Origin of the sequence: Cereibacter changlensis JA139, from assembly GCF_003034985.1 — a bacterium.
Lineage (GTDB): Bacteria > Pseudomonadota > Alphaproteobacteria > Rhodobacterales > Rhodobacteraceae > Cereibacter > Cereibacter changlensis.
Window position 1 is genome coordinate 12,246 of sequence record NZ_PZKG01000013.1, and the last position, 15,868, is coordinate 28,113.

The following is a 15,868-nucleotide window of genomic DNA, read 5'->3' on the forward strand; positions in this document are numbered from 1 at the left end:
GCCGAGGGGCCCGGGGATCGGCGGGCGGGAGCCTGCCGGGGCCGGGGGGAGGCGATCTTTCTGCGAAAGATCCGGCCGGCGTTTTCGCAGAAAACGCGCCCTGCGGATTTTCGCAGAAAATCCGTGGCCCCCGCGCCGTGTGTCCCGGACGGGGCCCCCGGTCGGGCGAAAACCGGCGGGCGGGGTGCTGCGCCCTTGCATGGGGCGGGGGCTTGGGCCATCTGTCACAAGCAACAACGGGGTGTCGCGATGGTCCTTTCGGTCAATCACCAAGCCAGGTACTGGGGCCTCGCCGCAGTGCTGTTCCTCCTCGTGCTCTGGCTCCTCGGCGACACGATCCTGCCCTTCCTCGTCGGCGGGGCCATCGCCTATTTCCTCGACCCGCTGGCCGACCGGCTGCAGCGCGCCGGGCTGAGCCGGGTGATGGCGACCACGGTGATCTCGGTCGCCATGCTGCTGGTCGCGGTGCTGCTGGTGCTCGCGGTGATCCCGACGCTGATCTCGCAGCTCACCGCACTGATCGACCAGGCGCCCGAGATCTTCCGCCAGCTGCAGAGCTTCCTCACCGAGCGCTTCCCCGACCTGAACGACGAGACGAGCACGATCCGCCAGACGCTGCTCTCGATCGGCGACACGATCAAGGAGCGCGGCGGCGAACTGGCCAACACCCTGCTGCTCTCGGCCTACAGCGTGATCAACGCCATCGTCTTCATGGTGGTGGTGCCGGTGGTGGCCTTCTACCTGCTGCTCGACTGGGACAAGATGGTGGCCAAGGTCGACAGCTGGCTGCCGCGCGACCATGCGCCGACCCTGCGCCAGCTGGCGCGCGACATCGACCGGGTGCTGGCGGGCTTCGTGCGCGGCCAGATCTCGGTCTGTCTGGCGCTCGGCACCTTCTACTCGGTGGCGCTGATGGCGGCGGGGCTGCAGTTCGGGCTGATCGTCGGGGCCATCGCTGGGGCGATCACCTTCATTCCCTACGTCGGCGCGCTGATCGGCGGGGCGTTGGCGCTGGGGCTCGCGCTCTTCCAGTTCTGGGGCGACTGGTTCTCGATCGGGCTGATCGCCGGGATCTTCGCGCTGGGGCAGTTCCTCGAGGGCAATGTCATCACCCCGCGGCTGGTCGGCGGCTCGGTCGGGCTGCATCCGTTGTGGCTTCTGTTCGCGCTCTCGGCCTTCGGCACGCTCTTCGGCTTCGTCGGCATGCTGGTGGCGGTGCCGGTGGCGGCGGCGATCGGGGTGCTGATGCGCTTCGGCCTGTCGCAATACACCGGCAGCCGGCTTTATCGCGGCAAGGAGAGCATCGTCCTTCTCGAGGAAGATCGGTGAAGGGACAGCTTGCCTTCGACCTGCCGGTGCGGCCCGCGCTGCGGCGCGAGGATTTCTTCGTCTCGCCCGCCAACGCGCTGGCGCTGGCCGCGCTGGACGGCTGGCGCGACTGGCCGCGTGGCAAGATGGTGCTGGTCGGCCCGACCGGCGCCGGCAAGACCCATCTGGTGCATGTCTGGGCGGCGATGACCACGGCCGAGATCATCCCCGCGGCCGAGCTCGCCGCCGCGGCGATTCCGGCGCTGGCCGCCGCCGGGGCGGTGGCGGTGGAGGATGCCGACGCCCTGCCCGACCGCGCGGCGGAGGAGGCGCTGTTCCATCTGCACAACCTGCTGGCGGCGCAGGGAGGCGTGCTCCTGATGACCGCGGACAGCCCGCCGCGCGACTGGCGGCTGGGGCTGCCGGATCTCGCCAGCCGGGTGCAGGCGGCGGCGGTGACCCGGCTGGAGCCGCCGGACGACGCGCTTCTGTCGGCGGTGCTGATCAAGCTCTTCGCAGACCGGCAGATCGCGGTGCAACCGGCGCTGATCCCCTATCTGGTGCAGCGGATGGACCGGTCCTTCGAAGCGGCGCGCGGGCTGGTGACGGCGCTCGATGCGCGGTCGCTGGCCGAGGGGCGCCCCGTGACCCGCGCGCTGGCGGCGGCGGTTCTGGACAGGCTGGAAACCGGATGATCTGATGTCACAAAAGCTTCACGCTGCACACCGATAAGCAGGCGAAAATTCGAAAGCAGGCGGATGACACAGGCAGATTTTCTCAAGGCGCCCTTCATGACCCCCGTGAAGCTGAGCGAGGCCGAGACCACCGGGCCACGCAGATTCTTCAATCGGGAACTCAGCTGGCTGGCCTTCAACTGGCGGGTGCTGGACGAGGCGTCGAACACCAAGGTGCCTCTGCTGGAGCGGCTGCGCTTCCTGTCGATCTCGGCCACCAATCTCGACGAATTCTACACCGTCCGCGTCGCCGGGCTGCGGGCGCTGGCGCGCAGCGGCAACCCGACCCATTCCGAGGATGGCCGCAGCCCCGCCGACCAGCTGGTGCTGATCAACGCCGATGCGCGGCGGCTGATGCAGACCCAGCAGAGCGTGTGGAACAAGCTCAAGCGCGAGATGGAGGCCGAGGGCATCTCGATCCTGACGCGCTCCAAGCTGACGGCGCGCGATCTGAAGCATCTGGAGGATCACTTCCTCAACAAGGTCTTCCCGGTGCTGTCGCCGCTGGCGATCGACCCGGCGCATCCCTTTCCCTTCATCCCCAACACCGGCTTCTGTCTGGGGCTGGAGCTGGAGCGCGGTTCGGACCGGCGCAGCCTGCAGGCGCTGCTGCCGATCCCGCAGCAGATCGCCCGCTTCGTGGCCCTGCCGGCTAAGCCGGGCGAGCACCGTTTCCTGCCACTGGAAGAGCTGCTTCTCCTGCATCTGAACATGCTGTTCCCCGGCTATACCGACCGCGGCCATTGCGCCTTCCGGGTGCTGCGCGACAGCGATCTGGAGGTGGAGGACGAGGCCGAGGATCTGGTGCGCGAGTTCGAGACCGCGCTGAAGCGCCGCCGCCGCGGCGAGGTGATCCGCATGAAGATCTCGGCCGGCGCGCCGCATGACCTGCATGCGCTCATCATGGAAGAGCTGGGCGTCACCCCCGACGAGGTGGTGGAGGTGCGCGGGCTGCTGGGGGTCGCGGATCTGAAGGAGCTGGTGATCTCGTCGCGGCCCGACCTGCTGTGGCCCGCCTTCACCCCCCGCGTGCCGGAGCGGGTGACGGATCACGAGGGCGACATGTTCGCGGCGATCCGGCAGAAGGACATGCTGCTGCATCACCCCTATGAGACCTTCGACATGGTGATCCGCTTCCTGCAGCAGGCGGCGACCGACCCGGACGTGCTGGCGATCAAGCAGACGCTCTACCGCACGTCGCATGACAGCCCGATCGTCTCGGCGCTCTGCGAAGCGGCGGAGGCGGGGAAATCGGTGACGGCGCTGGTGGAGCTGAAGGCCCGCTTCGACGAGGCCGCCAACATCCGCCAGTCGCGCCGGCTGGAGCGGGCGGGGGCGCATGTCGTCTACGGCTTCATCCATTACAAGACCCATGCCAAGATCTCGACGGTCGTGCGGCGCGAGGGCGACAACCTCGTGACCTACACCCATTACGGGACCGGCAACTACCACCCGATCACGGCGCGGATCTACACGGATCTCTCGTTCTTCACCTGCGACGCGGCGCTGGGGCGCGATGCGACCAAGGTGTTCAACTACCTCTCCGGCTACGTCCAGCCCGAGGGGCTGGAGAACCTCGCCATCTCGCCGATCAGCCTGCGCCCGCGGCTGCACGAGCTGATCGCCGCCGAGGCGGCGCATGCCAAGGCTGGGCGGCCGGCGGAGATCTGGCTGAAGGTGAACTCGATCATCGACCCCGAGCTGATCGACGCGCTCTATGCCGCCAGTCAGGCCGGGGTGAAGATCAGCCTGATCATCCGCGGCATCTGCGGGCTGCGACCCGGGGTGCAGGGCCTGTCGGAAAACATTCGGGTGAAATCCATCGTCGGCCGCTTCCTCGAACACAGCCGGATCGTCTGTTTCGGCAATGGCTATGGGCTGCCCTCGAAGAAGGCGCGGGTGTTCTTCTCCTCCGCCGACTGGATGGGCCGCAACCTGAACCGCCGGGTCGAGACGCTGGTCGAGGCGCACAACCCGACGGTGAAATCGCAGATCGTCGGGCAGATCATGGCCGCCAACCTCGCCGACGAGGCGCAGAGCTGGGTGCTGCAGCCGGATGGGCGCTATCTGCGCCACCTGCCGGGAGAGGATGGCGCGCTGTTCAACTGCCACCGGTTCTTCATGGAAAACCCGTCACTTTCGGGCCGTGGCACCGCCGGGGCGAAGGACGTGCCGCGGCTCGCCGCGCATCGGGATGACGCCCCGGCGTGAGCTTCGGGATTGACCGGAGCCTCATGCCGGTTACTTATCCGCGCAAGCCGATGGAGAATCCGTGCATGACCGACGTCGACCCCGCCCTCGCCGACGCCGCCCCTGATGACTTCGGCCCCTTCGGCCGCCCGCTGTTCGAAGACCCCTCGGCCCGCGCCCTGTCGCGGGTCGGCGTGGTCGATGTGGGGTCGAACTCGGTGCGGATGGTGGTGTTCGACGGCGCGGCGCGCAGCCCGGCCTATTTCTTCAACGAGAAAATCATGTGCGGTCTGGGACAGGGTCTGGCCGAGACCAACCGGCTGAACCCGCGCGGGCGCGAGCGGGCGCTGGTGGCGCTGAAGCGTTTCGCCCTGCTGGCCAAGGGGATGGAGGTCTCGCCGATGACCGTCGTCGCCACCGCGGCGGTGCGCGAGGCCGAGGACGGGCCGGAGTTCCAGGAAGAGGTGCTGCGCGAGACCGGGTTGAAGCTCTTCGTCATCGATGGCGACGAGGAGGCCCGGCTTTCGGCGCAGGGCGTGCTGCTGGGCTGGCCCGACGCGCGCGGCATCGTCTGCGACATCGGCGGCAACTCGATGGAGCTCGCCCGGATCGGCGGCGGCAAGGTCGGGGTGCGCGCCACCTCGCCGCTGGGCCCGTTCCGGCTGCAGCAGGTCTCCTCCGACCCTGCGGTGCGGCAGAAGCACATCGTCAACGTGTTGCGCGGGCTGAAGGACATCATCCGGCCCGACGGCGACCGGATCTACCTCGTCGGCGGATCGTGGCGGGTGATCGGCCGGCTCGACATGGAGCGGCGCGGCTATCCGCTGACCGTGCTGCACGAATACCGCATGCAGCCGAAGTCGCTGATGGAGACGCTGGACTGGATCGCCTCCAGCGACCTGACCGCGCTGCGCGTCCGCACCGGCACCTCGACCGACCGGATGGAGCTGGTGCCGCTGGCCTGCGAGGTGCTGCGTGAGTTGATGCGCATCTTCAAGCCGAAGGAGATCGACGTCTCGGCCTATGGCATCCGCGAGGGGCTGCTCTATGAGCAGATGCCGGCCAAGCTGCGCGCCCGCGACCCGCTGATCGAGGCGGCGCGGGTGGCCGAGGCGACCTCGGCCCGGATCCCCGGCTTCGGCAAGAAGCTCTACACCTTCCTCTCGCCGCTGTTCAAGAACGCCCCGCCCGAGCGGCAGCGGTTGATCAAGGCGGCCTGCCTGCTGCATGACACGACATGGCGGGCGCATCCCGATTACCGCGCCGAGGTCTGTTTCGACAACGCCACCCGGGCCAACCTCGGCGGGCTGGACCATCCGGGGCGGGTGTTCCTCGGGCTGGCGCTCTTGCACCGCTACAAGAACTCGCGTTCCGGGTCGCGGCTGGAGCCGCTGTTCCGCCTGCTCAGCGACCAGGAGATCCAGCATGCCGAGGTGCTGGGCAAGGCGATGCGCTTCGGCGCGATGTTCTCGGTCGCCGACCCGACCGCCGCCGGCTCGTTGCGCTGGCTGCCGAAGCTGAAGGTGCTGGAGCTGACCCTGACCGAGGATGGCGCCTCGCTTTATGGCGAGGTGGCCGAGGCGCGGTTCAAGTCGCTGGCCTCGGCGCTGCACGGCCGGCCGGAAGTTATCCTGCCGCGATGATCCGGCTCGACCACCTCGCCGTCGCCGCCGAAACCCTCGACGAGGGCGTCGCCGCCGTCGAGGCCGCGCTCGGCGTGACGCTGGCGGGGGGCGGGCGGCATGGCCATATGGGAACGCACAACCGGCTCTTGGGGCTGGGCGACCTCTATCTCGAGGTGATCGCCGTCGATCCTGCGGCCCCTGCCCCGGCTTGGCCGCGCTGGTTCGACCTCGATCATTTCTCCGGCCCGCCGCGGCTCGCCAACTGGGTGGCCCGTTGCGACGATCTCGACGCCGAGATCGCCGCCAGCCCCGCGGGCGTCGGCGCGCCGGTGGCGCTGTCGCGCGGCGACCTGCGCTGGCGGATGGCGGTGCCCGCCGATGGCCGCCTGCCCTTCGGCGGCGGCTTCCCGGCGCTGATCCAGTGGGACGGGCCGCATCCCGCCGACCGCCTGCCCGACTCCGGCCTGCGGCTGACCCGGCTGGAGATCGCCCATCCCGAGGCCGGGGCGCTGAGGCAAGCGCTGGACGGACGCATCGACGAGCCGCGGCTGGTGATCGTGCCGGGCGCATTCGCGATGCAGGCCAGCTTCGACGGCCCGCAGGGGACGCGGCTGCTGCGATGATCCGCCCCGCCACAAACCGCGATGCCGCCGCCATCCTGGCGATCTGGAACCCGATGATCCGCGACACGCTGGTAACCTTCAATGCGGCCGAGAAGACCGAGGCCGAGCTCTGCGCGCTGATCGCCGAACGCAACGCGGCCGGGCACCGCTTCCTCGTGGCGGAGGAGGCGGGGGAGATCCTCGGCTTCGCCAGCTACAGCCAGTTCCGCGGCGGCATCGGCTATCGCCGGACCATGGAGCACACCATCCTCCTCGGCCCCGCCGCCCGGGGTCGGGGCATCGGCCGGGCGCTGATGACGGCGGTGGAGGACCATGCCCGCGCCGCAGGGGCGCATTCGATCTTCGCCGGGGTCAGCGGCGGCAACCCCGAGGGCCGGGCCTTCCATGCGGCGATGGGCTACCGCGAGGTGGCGGTGCTGCCCGAGGTCGGCTTCAAGTTCGGCCGGATCCATGACCTCGTGCTGATGCAGAAAATCCTCTCCTGACAGCGCCGCGCGCGCGGGATATGCTGGCGCCCATGTCGATCTGGACCCGCATCACCGAAGCCCTTGCTGCCCTCGCCGCCGGCGAAGGGCTCTCCGCCGTGCTCGACCGGCTGCGCAGCCCGCCGGAACGCTCTGTGGCCTTCACCATCGCGGTGATCGCGCTGGGGGCCAAGATCGCCAAGGCCGATGGCGAGGTGACCCGCGGCGAGGTCACGGCCTTCCGCCAGGTCTTCGCCATCCCCGAGGGCGAGGAGGAGAACGCCGGCCGCGTCTTCAACCTCGCCCGGCAGGACGTGGCCGGATTCGACGCCTATGCCCGCAAGATCAAGGCGATGTTCCGCGACGACGACCGCATCCTGATCGACCTGATGGAGGGGCTGTTCCACATCTCGATGGCGGATGGCGACTACCACCCGCAGGAGGAGGCCTTCCTGACCGAGGTGGCCCGGATCTTCGGGCTCAGCGACCGCTGCTTCCGCGCGCTGCGCGCCCGTTTCGTGACCGACGCGCCGCGCGACCCCTATGACGTGCTGGGCGTCGAGCCCGACGCGCCGATGGCCGAGATCCGCGCGGCCTGGAAACGCGCGGTGCGCGACAGCCACCCCGACCGGATGATCGCCCGCGGCGTGCCGGAAGAGGCGGTGGCGCTGGCCGGCCGGCGGATGATCGACATCAACCGGGCCTGGGAAGAGATCAGCGCGAAACAGGCGGCATGACCCGGCTGCGCATCGCCAGCTACAATGTCGAATGGTTCAACGCCCTGTTCGACAACCGGGACCGGCTTTGCGCCGACAACGAGCCTTCCGCCCGCTACCGGATCACCCGGCGCGAGCAGGCCGAGGCTCTGGGAATCGTCTTCACCGCGCTGGACGCCGATGCGGTGATGGTGATCGAGGCGCCCGATCACGGCAGCCGCCGCAGCACGGTGAAGGCGCTGGAGAGCTTCGCCAAGACCTTCGGGCTGCGCGCCTCCAAGGCGATCCACGGCTTCACCAGCGGCACCGAGCAGGAGATCGCCCTGCTCTACGATCCCACGCGGATCACGGCGCGGCACGACCCGCAGGAGGATCCGAAGGCGCCGCGCTTCGACCGGGTCTTCCCCTTCGACATCGACGTCGATGCCAAGCCGGAGCCGATCCGCTTCTCCAAGCCGCCGCTGGAGCTGGCGCTGACCGCCGACGGCAGGCCGCTTCGGATGATCGGCGTGCATGCCAAGTCGAAGGCACCGCACCGGACGCGCAACCCGGCCGAGTTCAGCCGGATCTCGATCGACAACCGCCGCAAGCAGCTGGCGCAATGCGTCTGGATCCGCCGGCGGGTGGTCGGGCATCTGGAACGCGGCGACAGCCTGATCGTGCTGGGCGATTTCAACGACGGGCCGGGGCTCGACGAATACGAGAAGCTCTTCGGCCAGTCCGGCATCGAGATCGTGCTGGGGCCGGAGGCCGAGCCGCCGCTGCAACTGACCGACCCGCATGCGCGGATGGCGCTGGGGCAGCGCGTCGGCGTCAGCCCGACCACCGCCCGCTTCTGGCTCGCGCCACAGGAGCGCTATTTCGAGGCGCTGCTCGACTTCATCATGGTCTCGCCCGACCTCGCCGCCGCGGGGCCGTCCTGGCGGATCTGGCACCCGTTCAATGACCCCGGCTGCTTCAAGGTCCCCGAGCTGCGCGACGCGCTGCTGGCGGCCTCCGACCATTTCCCGGTGACGCTGGATCTCTGATCTTTATTTCCGCCGATCCGCGCCTATATGCGGAGGATGAAGCAGCTGATCGCCCCTCTCGCCCTGTGTCTCTCGCTGACCGCGGTCCAGGCGCAGGAGCCGCTGCCCGAGGCGCCGCCGGTGCCCGAGGCCTCCGGCGATGTCGAGGATGGCTTCAGCCTGCTCGGCGAGGGCGCGCGGCTTTTGTTCCGCGGCCTGATGGACGAGGCCGAGCCGATGATGGACGACATGGGCCAGGCCCTGAAGGAGATGCAGCCCGCCGCGCGCGAGCTGCTGGCGATGATCGGCGACCTGCGGCATTACGAGGCCCCGGAGCGGCTGCCGAACGGCGACATCCTGATCCGCCGCAAGGCCGACGCGCCGCCGCTGGAGCCGCTGCCTGAAAAGGCGGAGCCGGAAGCGCCGAGCGGCGAGATCGAGCTGTAGCGCGATCCTTCTGCGAAGGATCGTATTCCTCCCGGAGTGACGACGCGGATGATCCTTCGCAGAAGGATCGTTCCCGCATCCTGATCCTTCTGCGAAGGATCAGGCCCAGAACCCCGCCGTCAGGCGCCGATCCTTCGCAGAAGGAACGCCCCGGCTCAGCCCCGCGCCTGGCGGATCAGCGTCAGGATGTCCTTCGCCGCCGCCGGGATGTTCGTCCCCGGCCCGAAGATCGCCTTCACCCCGGCCTTGTAGAGATAGTCGTAATCCTGCTGCGGGATCACCCCGCCACAGATCACGAGGATATCCCCCGCCCCATTGGCCTTCAGCGCCTCGATCAGCTTCGGCGCCAGCGTCTTGTGCCCCGCCGCCAGCGACGAGATGCCGATGACATGCACGTCGTTGTCGATTGCGTCCTGCGCCGCTTCCTCGGGGGTCTGGAACAGCGTGCCCACATCGACGTCGAAGCCGATGTCGGCGAAGGCCGTGGCGATCACCTTGGCGCCGCGGTCGTGGCCGTCCTGGCCCATCTTCACCACCAGCATGCGCGGGCGGCGGCCCTCCTCCTCGGCGAAGGCCTCGACATCCTTCTGGATCGCGGCGAAGCCCGCGTCGCCCTCGTAGGCCGCGCCATAGACGCCGGAGAGGGTTTTCACTTCCGCGCGGTGGCGGCCGAAGATCTTTTCCATGGCCATGCTGATCTCTCCGACGGTGGCGCGGGCGCGCGAGGCGGTGACGGCGGCTTCGAGGAGGTTGCCGCCTTCGGCGGCGCGGCGGGTAAGCTCGGCCAGCGCCGCGTCGCAGGCGGCCTGGTCGCGGCTGGCGCGGATGCGGGCGAGGCCCGCCACCTGCGCCTCGCGCACCTTGTCATTGTCGATGTCGAGGATCTCGATCGGGTCTTCCTTGGCGAGCCGATACTTGTTGACCCCGACGATCACATCCTGGCCCCGGTCGATGGCCGCCTGCCGGCGGGCGGCGCTTTCCTCGATGCGGAGCTTGGGCATGCCCGAGGCCACGGCCTTGGTCATGCCGCCCATCGCCTCGACCTCCTCGATCAGCGCCCAGGCCTTCTCTGCCAGCTCCGCCGTCAGGCTCTCGACATAGTAGCTGCCCGCCAGCGGATCGACGACATGGGTGATGCCGGTCTCTTCCTGCAGGATCAGCTGGGTGTTGCGGGCGATGCGGGCGCTGAATTCGGTCGGCAGGGCGATGGCCTCGTCGAGCGCGTTGGTGTGTAGCGACTGCGTGCCGCCGAGCGCCGCCGCCATCGCCTCGTAGGCGGTGCGGATCACGTTGTTGTAGGGGTCCTGCTCCTGCAGGCTGACCCCGGAGGTCTGACAATGGGTGCGCAGCATCAGGCTCTCGGTCTTCTGCGCGCCGAATTCGGTCATGATCCGGTGCCAGAGCAGCCGAGCCGCGCGCAGCTTCGCCGCCTCCATGAAGAAGTTCATGCCGATGGCGAAGAAGAACGACAGCCGCCCGGCGAAGGCGTCGACATCCATGCCGCGGGCAATGGCGGTGCGGACATATTCGCGGCCGTCGGCCAGGGTGAAGGCCAGCTCCTGCACCAGGTTCGCGCCGGCCTCCTGCATGTGATAGCCGGAGATCGAGATCGAGTTGAACTTCGGCATCTCGGCCGAGGTGTATTCGATGATGTCCGCGATGATCCGCATCGAGGGTTCGGGCGGATAGACATAGGTGTTGCGGACCATGAACTCCTTGAGGATGTCGTTCTGGATGGTGCCCGACAGCAGGCGCCGGTCCACGCCCTGTTCTTCGCCCGTGACGATGAAACTGGCGAGGATCGGGATGACCGCGCCGTTCATCGTCATGGAAACGCTGACCTTTTCCAGCGGGATGCCGTCGAACAGCACCTTCATGTCCTCGACCGAGTCGATGGCGACACCCGCCTTGCCGACGTCGCCCACCACGCGCGGATGGTCGCTGTCGTAGCCGCGATGCGTCGCCAGGTCGAAGGCGACCGAGACGCCCTGCTGGCCCGCGGCCAATGCGCGGCGGTAGAAGGCGTTCGACTCCTCGGCGGTGGAGAAGCCGGCGTATTGCCGGATCGTCCAGGGGCGGCCCGCATACATCGTCGCCCGCACCCCCCGGGTGAAGGGCGCGAGGCCGGGGACGCTGCCCATATGCGCCAGCCCCGCGGTATCGTCGGCGGTGTAGAGCGGCTTGACCGGGATGCCCTCCAGCGTGTTCCAGGTCAGCGCCTCGGGGCTGCGGCCCTTCAGCTCCTTCTCCGCGAGCTTGCGCCAGCCGTCCAGATCGTCGGTCATATCCTCGTCCTCTTGAACCGCCCCGATAACAACCGGGATACATGCTTTGGTTTCCGGCCTCCGGCCCCTATATGCAGACAAGACGGAGGACGTATGAAACCCCTTTATATTCTAGCCCTTGCAGCCTTCCTGCCCTTGGCCGCCCCGGCGCAGGAGCCGATCACCTCGGGGCCGGTCGACGCGGCGGGGCTCAGCCTCGACGACTTCCTCTGGAAGAAGCGCCCGCTGGTCATCTTCGCCGACTCGCCGGCCGACCCGTCCTTCGACGCGCAGATGCGCAACCTGGCCGAGAATTTCGGCGATCTGGAGCAGCGCGACGTGATCGTCATCACCGACACCGATCCCGCCAACCCCAGCGAGATCCGCAAGGCGCTGCGCCCCCGCGGCTTCTCGCTGGTGATCCTCGACAAGGACGGCCGGGTCACGCTGCGCAAGCCCCTGCCCTGGTCGGTGCGCGAGATCAGCCGCGCCATCGACAAGTTCCCGATCCGCCGGGAAGAGATGCTGCAGCGCAGGCCGGCGGGGCGGTAGCTCATTCGAACTCCATGATGACTTCGTCGACCCGCAGGCTGGCGCCGGGGCTGGCGGAGATCTTCTTCACCACGCCGCGGCGCTCGGCCTTGAGGATGTTCTCCATCTTCATCGCCTCGACCGTCGCCAGCGGCTGCCCCTCCTGCACCTCGTCGCCCTCGGCCACGTTGATCTTCACCACCAGACCCGGCATCGGGCACAGCAGATAACGCGAGGTGTCGGGCGCCAGTTTCTCCGGCATCAGCAGCGCCAGTTCGGCCTGACGGGGGGTGCGGACATGCACCTTGAGGTCGGCTCCGCGCAGCCGCAGGTGGAAGCCCGAGGGGATCTTGCCGACCTTCATCACCAGAGGCGCGCCGTTGACGCTGACCCGCGCCAGGGGTTGCCCCGGCGTCCAGTCGGAGGCGACGCGCAGCGCCTCGCCATCGGCGAAGCAGACGGTGGAGCCCTCGCGGTCGGCGGCGATGGTGACGGGGAAGGACTGGCCCTGCAACGTCACCACCCAGTCGACGCCCACCTTGCGCTCGTGGTTGTCCATCGTGCCGGTGATCCGGGTGCGGCGGATCTCGGCGACGCGGTTCATTGCGGCGGCGGCGGCGGCGGCGCGGCGCAGCGTGGGCTCGTCCAGCGTCGCGCCCTGGAAGCCATCGGGATATTCCTCGGCGATGAAGGCGGTGGTGATGTCGCCGCTGACGAAGCGGGGATGGTCCATCACGGCGGCGACGAAGGGCAGGTTGTGGCCGATACCCTCCACCTCGAAGGTGTCGAGCGCCAGCCGCATCTCCTCGATGGCCCCTGCCCGGGTCGGCGCCCAGGTGCAGAGCTTGGCGATCATCGGGTCATAATACATGCTGATCTCGCCGCCCTCGAAGACGCCGGTATCGTTGCGCACCACGGCCGTCGTCGTGGCGCTCTCCACCGGGGGGCGGTAACGGGTCAGACGGCCGATGGAGGGCAGGAAGTTGCGGTAGGGGTCTTCGGCGTAGAGGCGGCTCTCCATCGCCCAGCCGTTGATCCTGAGGTCGGACTGCGCGAAGGGCAGCGCCTCGCCGGCAGCGACGCGGATCATCTGCTCGACGAGGTCGATGCCGGTGATCAGCTCGGTCACCGGATGCTCGACCTGCAGCCGCGTGTTCATCTCGAGGAAGTAGAAGTTGCGGTTGCCGTCGACGATGAACTCCACCGTCCCGGCGCTTGTGTAGCCGACGGCGCGGGCCAGGGCGCAGGCCTGTTCGCCCATCGCGCGGCGCGTCGCCTCGTCGAGGAAGGGCGACGGAGCCTCCTCGATGACCTTCTGGTTGCGGCGCTGGATCGAGCATTCGCGCTCGTGCAGGTAGACGCAGTTGCCGTGCTTGTCGGCCAGCACCTGGATCTCGATATGGCGCGGCTGGGTCACGAATTTCTCGATGAAGATGCGGTCGTCACCGAAGCTGCTCGCCGCCTCGTTCTTGGAGGATTCGAAGCCCTCTTTCACCTCGCTCTCGCTCCAGGCGATGCGCATGCCCTTGCCGCCGCCGCCGGCGCTCGCCTTGATCATCACCGGATAGCCGATCTCGCCCGAGATCTTCACCGCCTCGTCGCCATCGGCGATCAGCCCCATGTAGCCGGGCACGGTGGAGACGCCCGCCTCCTGCGCCAGCTTCTTCGAGGTGATCTTGTCGCCCATCGCCTCGATCGCCGGGGACGGCGGGCCGACGAAGACGACGCCCGCCGCTTCCAGCGCGGCGGCGAAGTTCATGTTCTCGCTGAGAAAGCCGTAGCCCGGATGCACCGCCTCGGCGCCGGACTGGCGCACGGCCTCCATGATCTTGTCGATCACGATATAGGACTGGTTCGCCGGCGAGGGGCCGATGTGGATCGCCTCGTCGGCCATCTTGACGTGCAGCGCGTTGCGGTCGGCATCGGAATAGACGGCGACCGTGGCGATGCCCATCTTGCGGGCGGTCTTGATGACGCGGCAGGCGATTTCGCCCCGGTTCGCGATCAGGATCTTCTTGAACATCATCGTCCCTTCGTCAGCGGCGCCCACATGGCGCGAAAATGAAAAGGACCACCCGGGCGCTCTGCCCGGATGGTCCTCGGAAACCTGTCTGCGCCGCGCGGAGCGGCGTTGGTCAGCTCAGCGGCAGGGCGGCAGGCCCTGGATGCCGCAGGACACGCCACCGGCAACCGCGCCGATGAGAGCGCCCTTGGTCTTGCTGCCGCCCGTGGCGTCGGCGATGACCGCACCGGCGACAGCGCCGCCAAGCGTGCGCACAGCGGCGCTTTCCTGGTAGTTGCCGGAGGGCGCGCCGTAGCCGCCGCCATAGCCGCCACCGTAGCCATAGCCCTGCTGCTCGGCGCAGCCGGCAAGGGCGCCGGCGACGACCGCCATGATGATAAAGGGTTTGCGAAGCATGCTGCTCGATCTCCGTTCAGGATTGTTATCGCGCCAGACAATATCGCAAATCGCTTGGGGGAAAAGCGGATTCCGCGACCCGCCACCGGGGCCGCCGCAAGATCGGCGGGAGTGCGCGCAGCCGTCCGAAGGCCCGGCCCGACCTCTGCAAGGTCGGGCCGGCAGTCGAGGGAAGGGTCGCAATCACTGAAAGCGGCGGCGGGAAGTTGATCCGCCGCGCCACCGCAAGGATGGGCCGCAGCCGCCGGCAAGGCAAAGCGAAAGCCGCGCGCCGCAGAGCGATGCGCGAAGATCTGCCCGATGCACGGAGACGGCTGCGGAAACATGCCTAGTCGTCTCCCTCGTCGTCATCGTCCCAATCGTCGTCGGAAACCGGCGGCGCGTCGGGAGCGAAGATCTCGGGGAAGGCAGCCTCGGCCCGCTTGCGGTCGACGCGCAGCAGCGCCTCGTAGCTTTCGGGATCGAAGGGGTCCTCGGCGGCCACCACCTCGCGGCCGAACAGCCAGGAGATCCGCCCGGCGTCGAGATTGCCGCGCTCGAACGGCTCTTCGCCGAAATGGTGCCAGAGGGCTGCGAGAAAGCCCGCGTCAGCGGCGCGGTCCATCGCCTTGCGGTCGCGGTAACGCTCGCGCTTGATGATCTTGGTCGGACCCGCCTTGCTGGCGCGCCGGATCACATATTGGAAATCGGTGCCGGTGAGACGGCCAGGGAAGCCGCGGTGCTTGATCATCGCACGCCCTCCCCGGAACGGAGGGCGGCAACCGGGGCGGGCCGGACCCTGAGGGTCGCAGCAGCCCGCCCCAGAAGATAATTACTTGTACTTGCCCGTGTAGACCGGCTCGGTCGTGACGGCCGGCTGGTCAACGTAGACAACTTCTTCTTTTTTCGCGCAAGCGGCAACAAAAGCCACCATGCACAGTGCGAATACGACAGTGCTCTTCGACATCCTCTACTCCATTTTTCATTGAGGGCACCCGCAAACGAACATTCGTCAGCGCGGGCTCTCTGCGAGGTCAAGACCGCTTGGGTTCGGTCTCGGATGATCGTATCTGATCCTCCAGGCATTTGACACAGGGATGTCGCCAAGATCACCACCTGTGACTCAGAAACATCAGCCCCTTCAGGGCGCGCGGCGTGGACCGCAAGATTTTGTGGTTCCATCAAAATGGCTCCCATATGCAGATGCCATCGCGGATCGTGAAGGCTTCGAAATACTGTGTGGCCTCGGGGGCCGGCTCGCCGAACGGAAGGGGTACATCCGCCATCGAAATCACCACTTGAGCAGGCATCGGACCCTGTTCGGCGATGCGCGGCAGGGCATAGCTTTCGCAGAGCGCCTGGATGTCGGCGGAGGCGGTCTCGAAGCCGATCGAGCCGCCCGCCCCGATCTCCGGCGCGACGAAGCGGAAGCGCACCGTCAGCCCGGCCGGGCCCGGCTCGTTCCAGATCACCTCCTGCAGGGTGAGCGGCTGGCCCGAGGGTGCCGCCACCGATTCGCCTGCCGCGGCGGAAGGGTCGGGATCGGGCTGCGTCACGCACG

At 68.2% G+C, this 15,868-nt stretch carries 16 protein-coding genes; 10 read left to right on the top strand and 6 right to left on the bottom strand.

Translation table 11 applies throughout. The features are described 5' to 3' along the window. Positions 1-249: 249 nt before the first annotated feature. From C5F48_RS04750 to C5F48_RS04790, 9 genes are all read left to right on the top strand, one after another. On the top strand, positions 250-1,329 hold the full coding sequence (locus tag C5F48_RS04750; protein ID WP_107662765.1) for an AI-2E family transporter: 1,080 nt from the start codon (positions 250-252) through the stop codon (positions 1,327-1,329). Beyond that, positions 1,326-2,003 carry a P-loop NTPase family protein gene (locus C5F48_RS04755; RefSeq protein WP_107662766.1) on the top strand — a complete coding sequence of 226 codons (678 nt, stop codon included), beginning with the start codon at positions 1,326-1,328 and terminating at the stop codon, positions 2,001-2,003. The genes C5F48_RS04750 and C5F48_RS04755 overlap by 4 nt, the downstream gene beginning before the upstream one ends. Positions 2,004-2,066: 63 nt before the next feature. Then, the gene (locus C5F48_RS04760) at positions 2,067-4,253 is read left to right on the top strand and encodes an RNA degradosome polyphosphate kinase (RefSeq protein WP_107662767.1); all 2,187 of its coding nucleotides are present in this window, start codon (positions 2,067-2,069) and stop codon (positions 4,251-4,253) included. 65 nt (positions 4,254-4,318) lie between these two features. Beyond that, positions 4,319-5,875: a Ppx/GppA family phosphatase gene (locus C5F48_RS04765; protein WP_107662768.1), complete on the top strand. Its 1,557-nt coding sequence runs from the start codon at positions 4,319-4,321 to the stop codon at positions 5,873-5,875. Further along, entirely contained in the window at positions 5,872-6,480 is a 609-nt protein-coding gene (locus tag C5F48_RS04770) for a VOC family protein (RefSeq protein ID WP_107662769.1), read from the top strand. The genes C5F48_RS04765 and C5F48_RS04770 overlap by 4 nt, the downstream gene beginning before the upstream one ends. Beyond that, positions 6,477-6,965 (top strand): GNAT family N-acetyltransferase, encoded by a 489-nt coding sequence (locus tag C5F48_RS04775; protein ID WP_107662770.1) that lies wholly within the window; start codon positions 6,477-6,479, stop codon positions 6,963-6,965. Before C5F48_RS04770 ends, C5F48_RS04775 begins: the two co-directional genes overlap by 4 nt. A 32-nt stretch (positions 6,966-6,997) precedes the next feature. Beyond that, positions 6,998-7,681: a molecular chaperone DjiA gene (locus C5F48_RS04780; protein WP_107662805.1), complete on the top strand. Its 684-nt coding sequence runs from the start codon at positions 6,998-7,000 to the stop codon at positions 7,679-7,681. After that, entirely contained in the window at positions 7,678-8,688 is a 1,011-nt protein-coding gene (locus tag C5F48_RS04785) for an endonuclease/exonuclease/phosphatase family protein (protein ID WP_107662771.1), read from the top strand. Before C5F48_RS04780 ends, C5F48_RS04785 begins: the two co-directional genes overlap by 4 nt. A 36-nt stretch (positions 8,689-8,724) precedes the next feature. Then, on the top strand, positions 8,725-9,114 hold the full coding sequence (locus C5F48_RS04790; RefSeq protein ID WP_107662772.1) for an AAA+ family ATPase: 390 nt from the start codon (positions 8,725-8,727) through the stop codon (positions 9,112-9,114). 155 nt (positions 9,115-9,269) lie between these two features. Here the strand turns inward: C5F48_RS04790 and scpA are convergent, their stop codons facing one another. Then, positions 9,270-11,399, bottom strand: coding sequence for a methylmalonyl-CoA mutase (gene scpA / locus C5F48_RS04795; protein WP_107662773.1), 2,130 nt, complete (start codon positions 11,397-11,399; stop codon positions 9,270-9,272). A 93-nt stretch (positions 11,400-11,492) separates the two neighbouring features. On the opposite strand from scpA, the gene C5F48_RS04800 reads away from it, so the two are divergent. Continuing rightward, the gene (locus tag C5F48_RS04800; protein WP_107662774.1) at positions 11,493-11,930 is read left to right on the top strand and encodes a DUF4174 domain-containing protein; all 438 of its coding nucleotides are present in this window, start codon (positions 11,493-11,495) and stop codon (positions 11,928-11,930) included. Position 11,931: 1 nt separating this feature from the next. Here C5F48_RS04800 and C5F48_RS04805 read toward each other — a convergent pair whose 3' ends face one another. The 5 genes from C5F48_RS04805 to C5F48_RS04825 all read right to left on the bottom strand — a co-directional run bounded on the left by C5F48_RS04805 (position 11,932) and on the right by C5F48_RS04825 (position 15,863). Next, on the bottom strand, positions 11,932-13,932 hold the full coding sequence (locus tag C5F48_RS04805) for an acetyl-CoA carboxylase biotin carboxylase subunit (RefSeq protein ID WP_107662806.1): 2,001 nt from the start codon (positions 13,930-13,932) through the stop codon (positions 11,932-11,934). Between the two features lie 117 nt (positions 13,933-14,049). Further along, entirely contained in the window at positions 14,050-14,328 is a 279-nt protein-coding gene (locus C5F48_RS04810; protein WP_107662775.1) for a hypothetical protein, read from the bottom strand. Between the two features lie 328 nt (positions 14,329-14,656). After that, a complete protein-coding gene (locus C5F48_RS04815) occupies positions 14,657-15,058 on the bottom strand; it encodes a hypothetical protein (protein ID WP_107662776.1) in 402 nt (133 codons plus the stop codon). Between the two features lie 81 nt (positions 15,059-15,139). Then, positions 15,140-15,274 carry a hypothetical protein gene (locus tag C5F48_RS25980; RefSeq protein ID WP_107662777.1) on the bottom strand — a complete coding sequence of 45 codons (135 nt, stop codon included), beginning with the start codon at positions 15,272-15,274 and terminating at the stop codon, positions 15,140-15,142. A gap of 214 nt (positions 15,275-15,488) precedes the next feature. Next, a complete protein-coding gene (locus C5F48_RS04825) occupies positions 15,489-15,863 on the bottom strand; it encodes a DUF6497 family protein (protein ID WP_107662778.1) in 375 nt (124 codons plus the stop codon). Positions 15,864-15,868: the final 5 nt, after the last annotated feature.

Coding starts and splice junctions, on each gene's coding strand:
- C5F48_RS25980 (WP_107662777.1), bottom strand. CDS start 15,274: ATGTCGAAGAGCACTGTCGTATTCGCACTGTGCATGGTGGCTTTTGTT.
- C5F48_RS04800 (WP_107662774.1), top strand. CDS start 11,493: ATGAAACCCCTTTATATTCTAGCCCTTGCAGCCTTCCTGCCCTTGGCC.
- C5F48_RS04770 (WP_107662769.1), top strand. CDS start 5,872: ATGATCCGGCTCGACCACCTCGCCGTCGCCGCCGAAACCCTCGACGAG.
- C5F48_RS04760 (WP_107662767.1), top strand. CDS start 2,067: ATGACACAGGCAGATTTTCTCAAGGCGCCCTTCATGACCCCCGTGAAG.
- scpA (WP_107662773.1), bottom strand. CDS start 11,399: ATGACCGACGATCTGGACGGCTGGCGCAAGCTCGCGGAGAAGGAGCTG.
- C5F48_RS04780 (WP_107662805.1), top strand. CDS start 6,998: ATGTCGATCTGGACCCGCATCACCGAAGCCCTTGCTGCCCTCGCCGCC.
- C5F48_RS04805 (WP_107662806.1), bottom strand. CDS start 13,932: ATGTTCAAGAAGATCCTGATCGCGAACCGGGGCGAAATCGCCTGCCGC.
- C5F48_RS04810 (WP_107662775.1), bottom strand. CDS start 14,328: ATGCTTCGCAAACCCTTTATCATCATGGCGGTCGTCGCCGGCGCCCTT.
- C5F48_RS04750 (WP_107662765.1), top strand. CDS start 250: ATGGTCCTTTCGGTCAATCACCAAGCCAGGTACTGGGGCCTCGCCGCA.
- C5F48_RS04815 (WP_107662776.1), bottom strand. CDS start 15,058: ATGATCAAGCACCGCGGCTTCCCTGGCCGTCTCACCGGCACCGATTTC.
- C5F48_RS04765 (WP_107662768.1), top strand. CDS start 4,319: ATGACCGACGTCGACCCCGCCCTCGCCGACGCCGCCCCTGATGACTTC.
- C5F48_RS04785 (WP_107662771.1), top strand. CDS start 7,678: ATGACCCGGCTGCGCATCGCCAGCTACAATGTCGAATGGTTCAACGCC.
- C5F48_RS04790 (WP_107662772.1), top strand. CDS start 8,725: ATGAAGCAGCTGATCGCCCCTCTCGCCCTGTGTCTCTCGCTGACCGCG.
- C5F48_RS04775 (WP_107662770.1), top strand. CDS start 6,477: ATGATCCGCCCCGCCACAAACCGCGATGCCGCCGCCATCCTGGCGATC.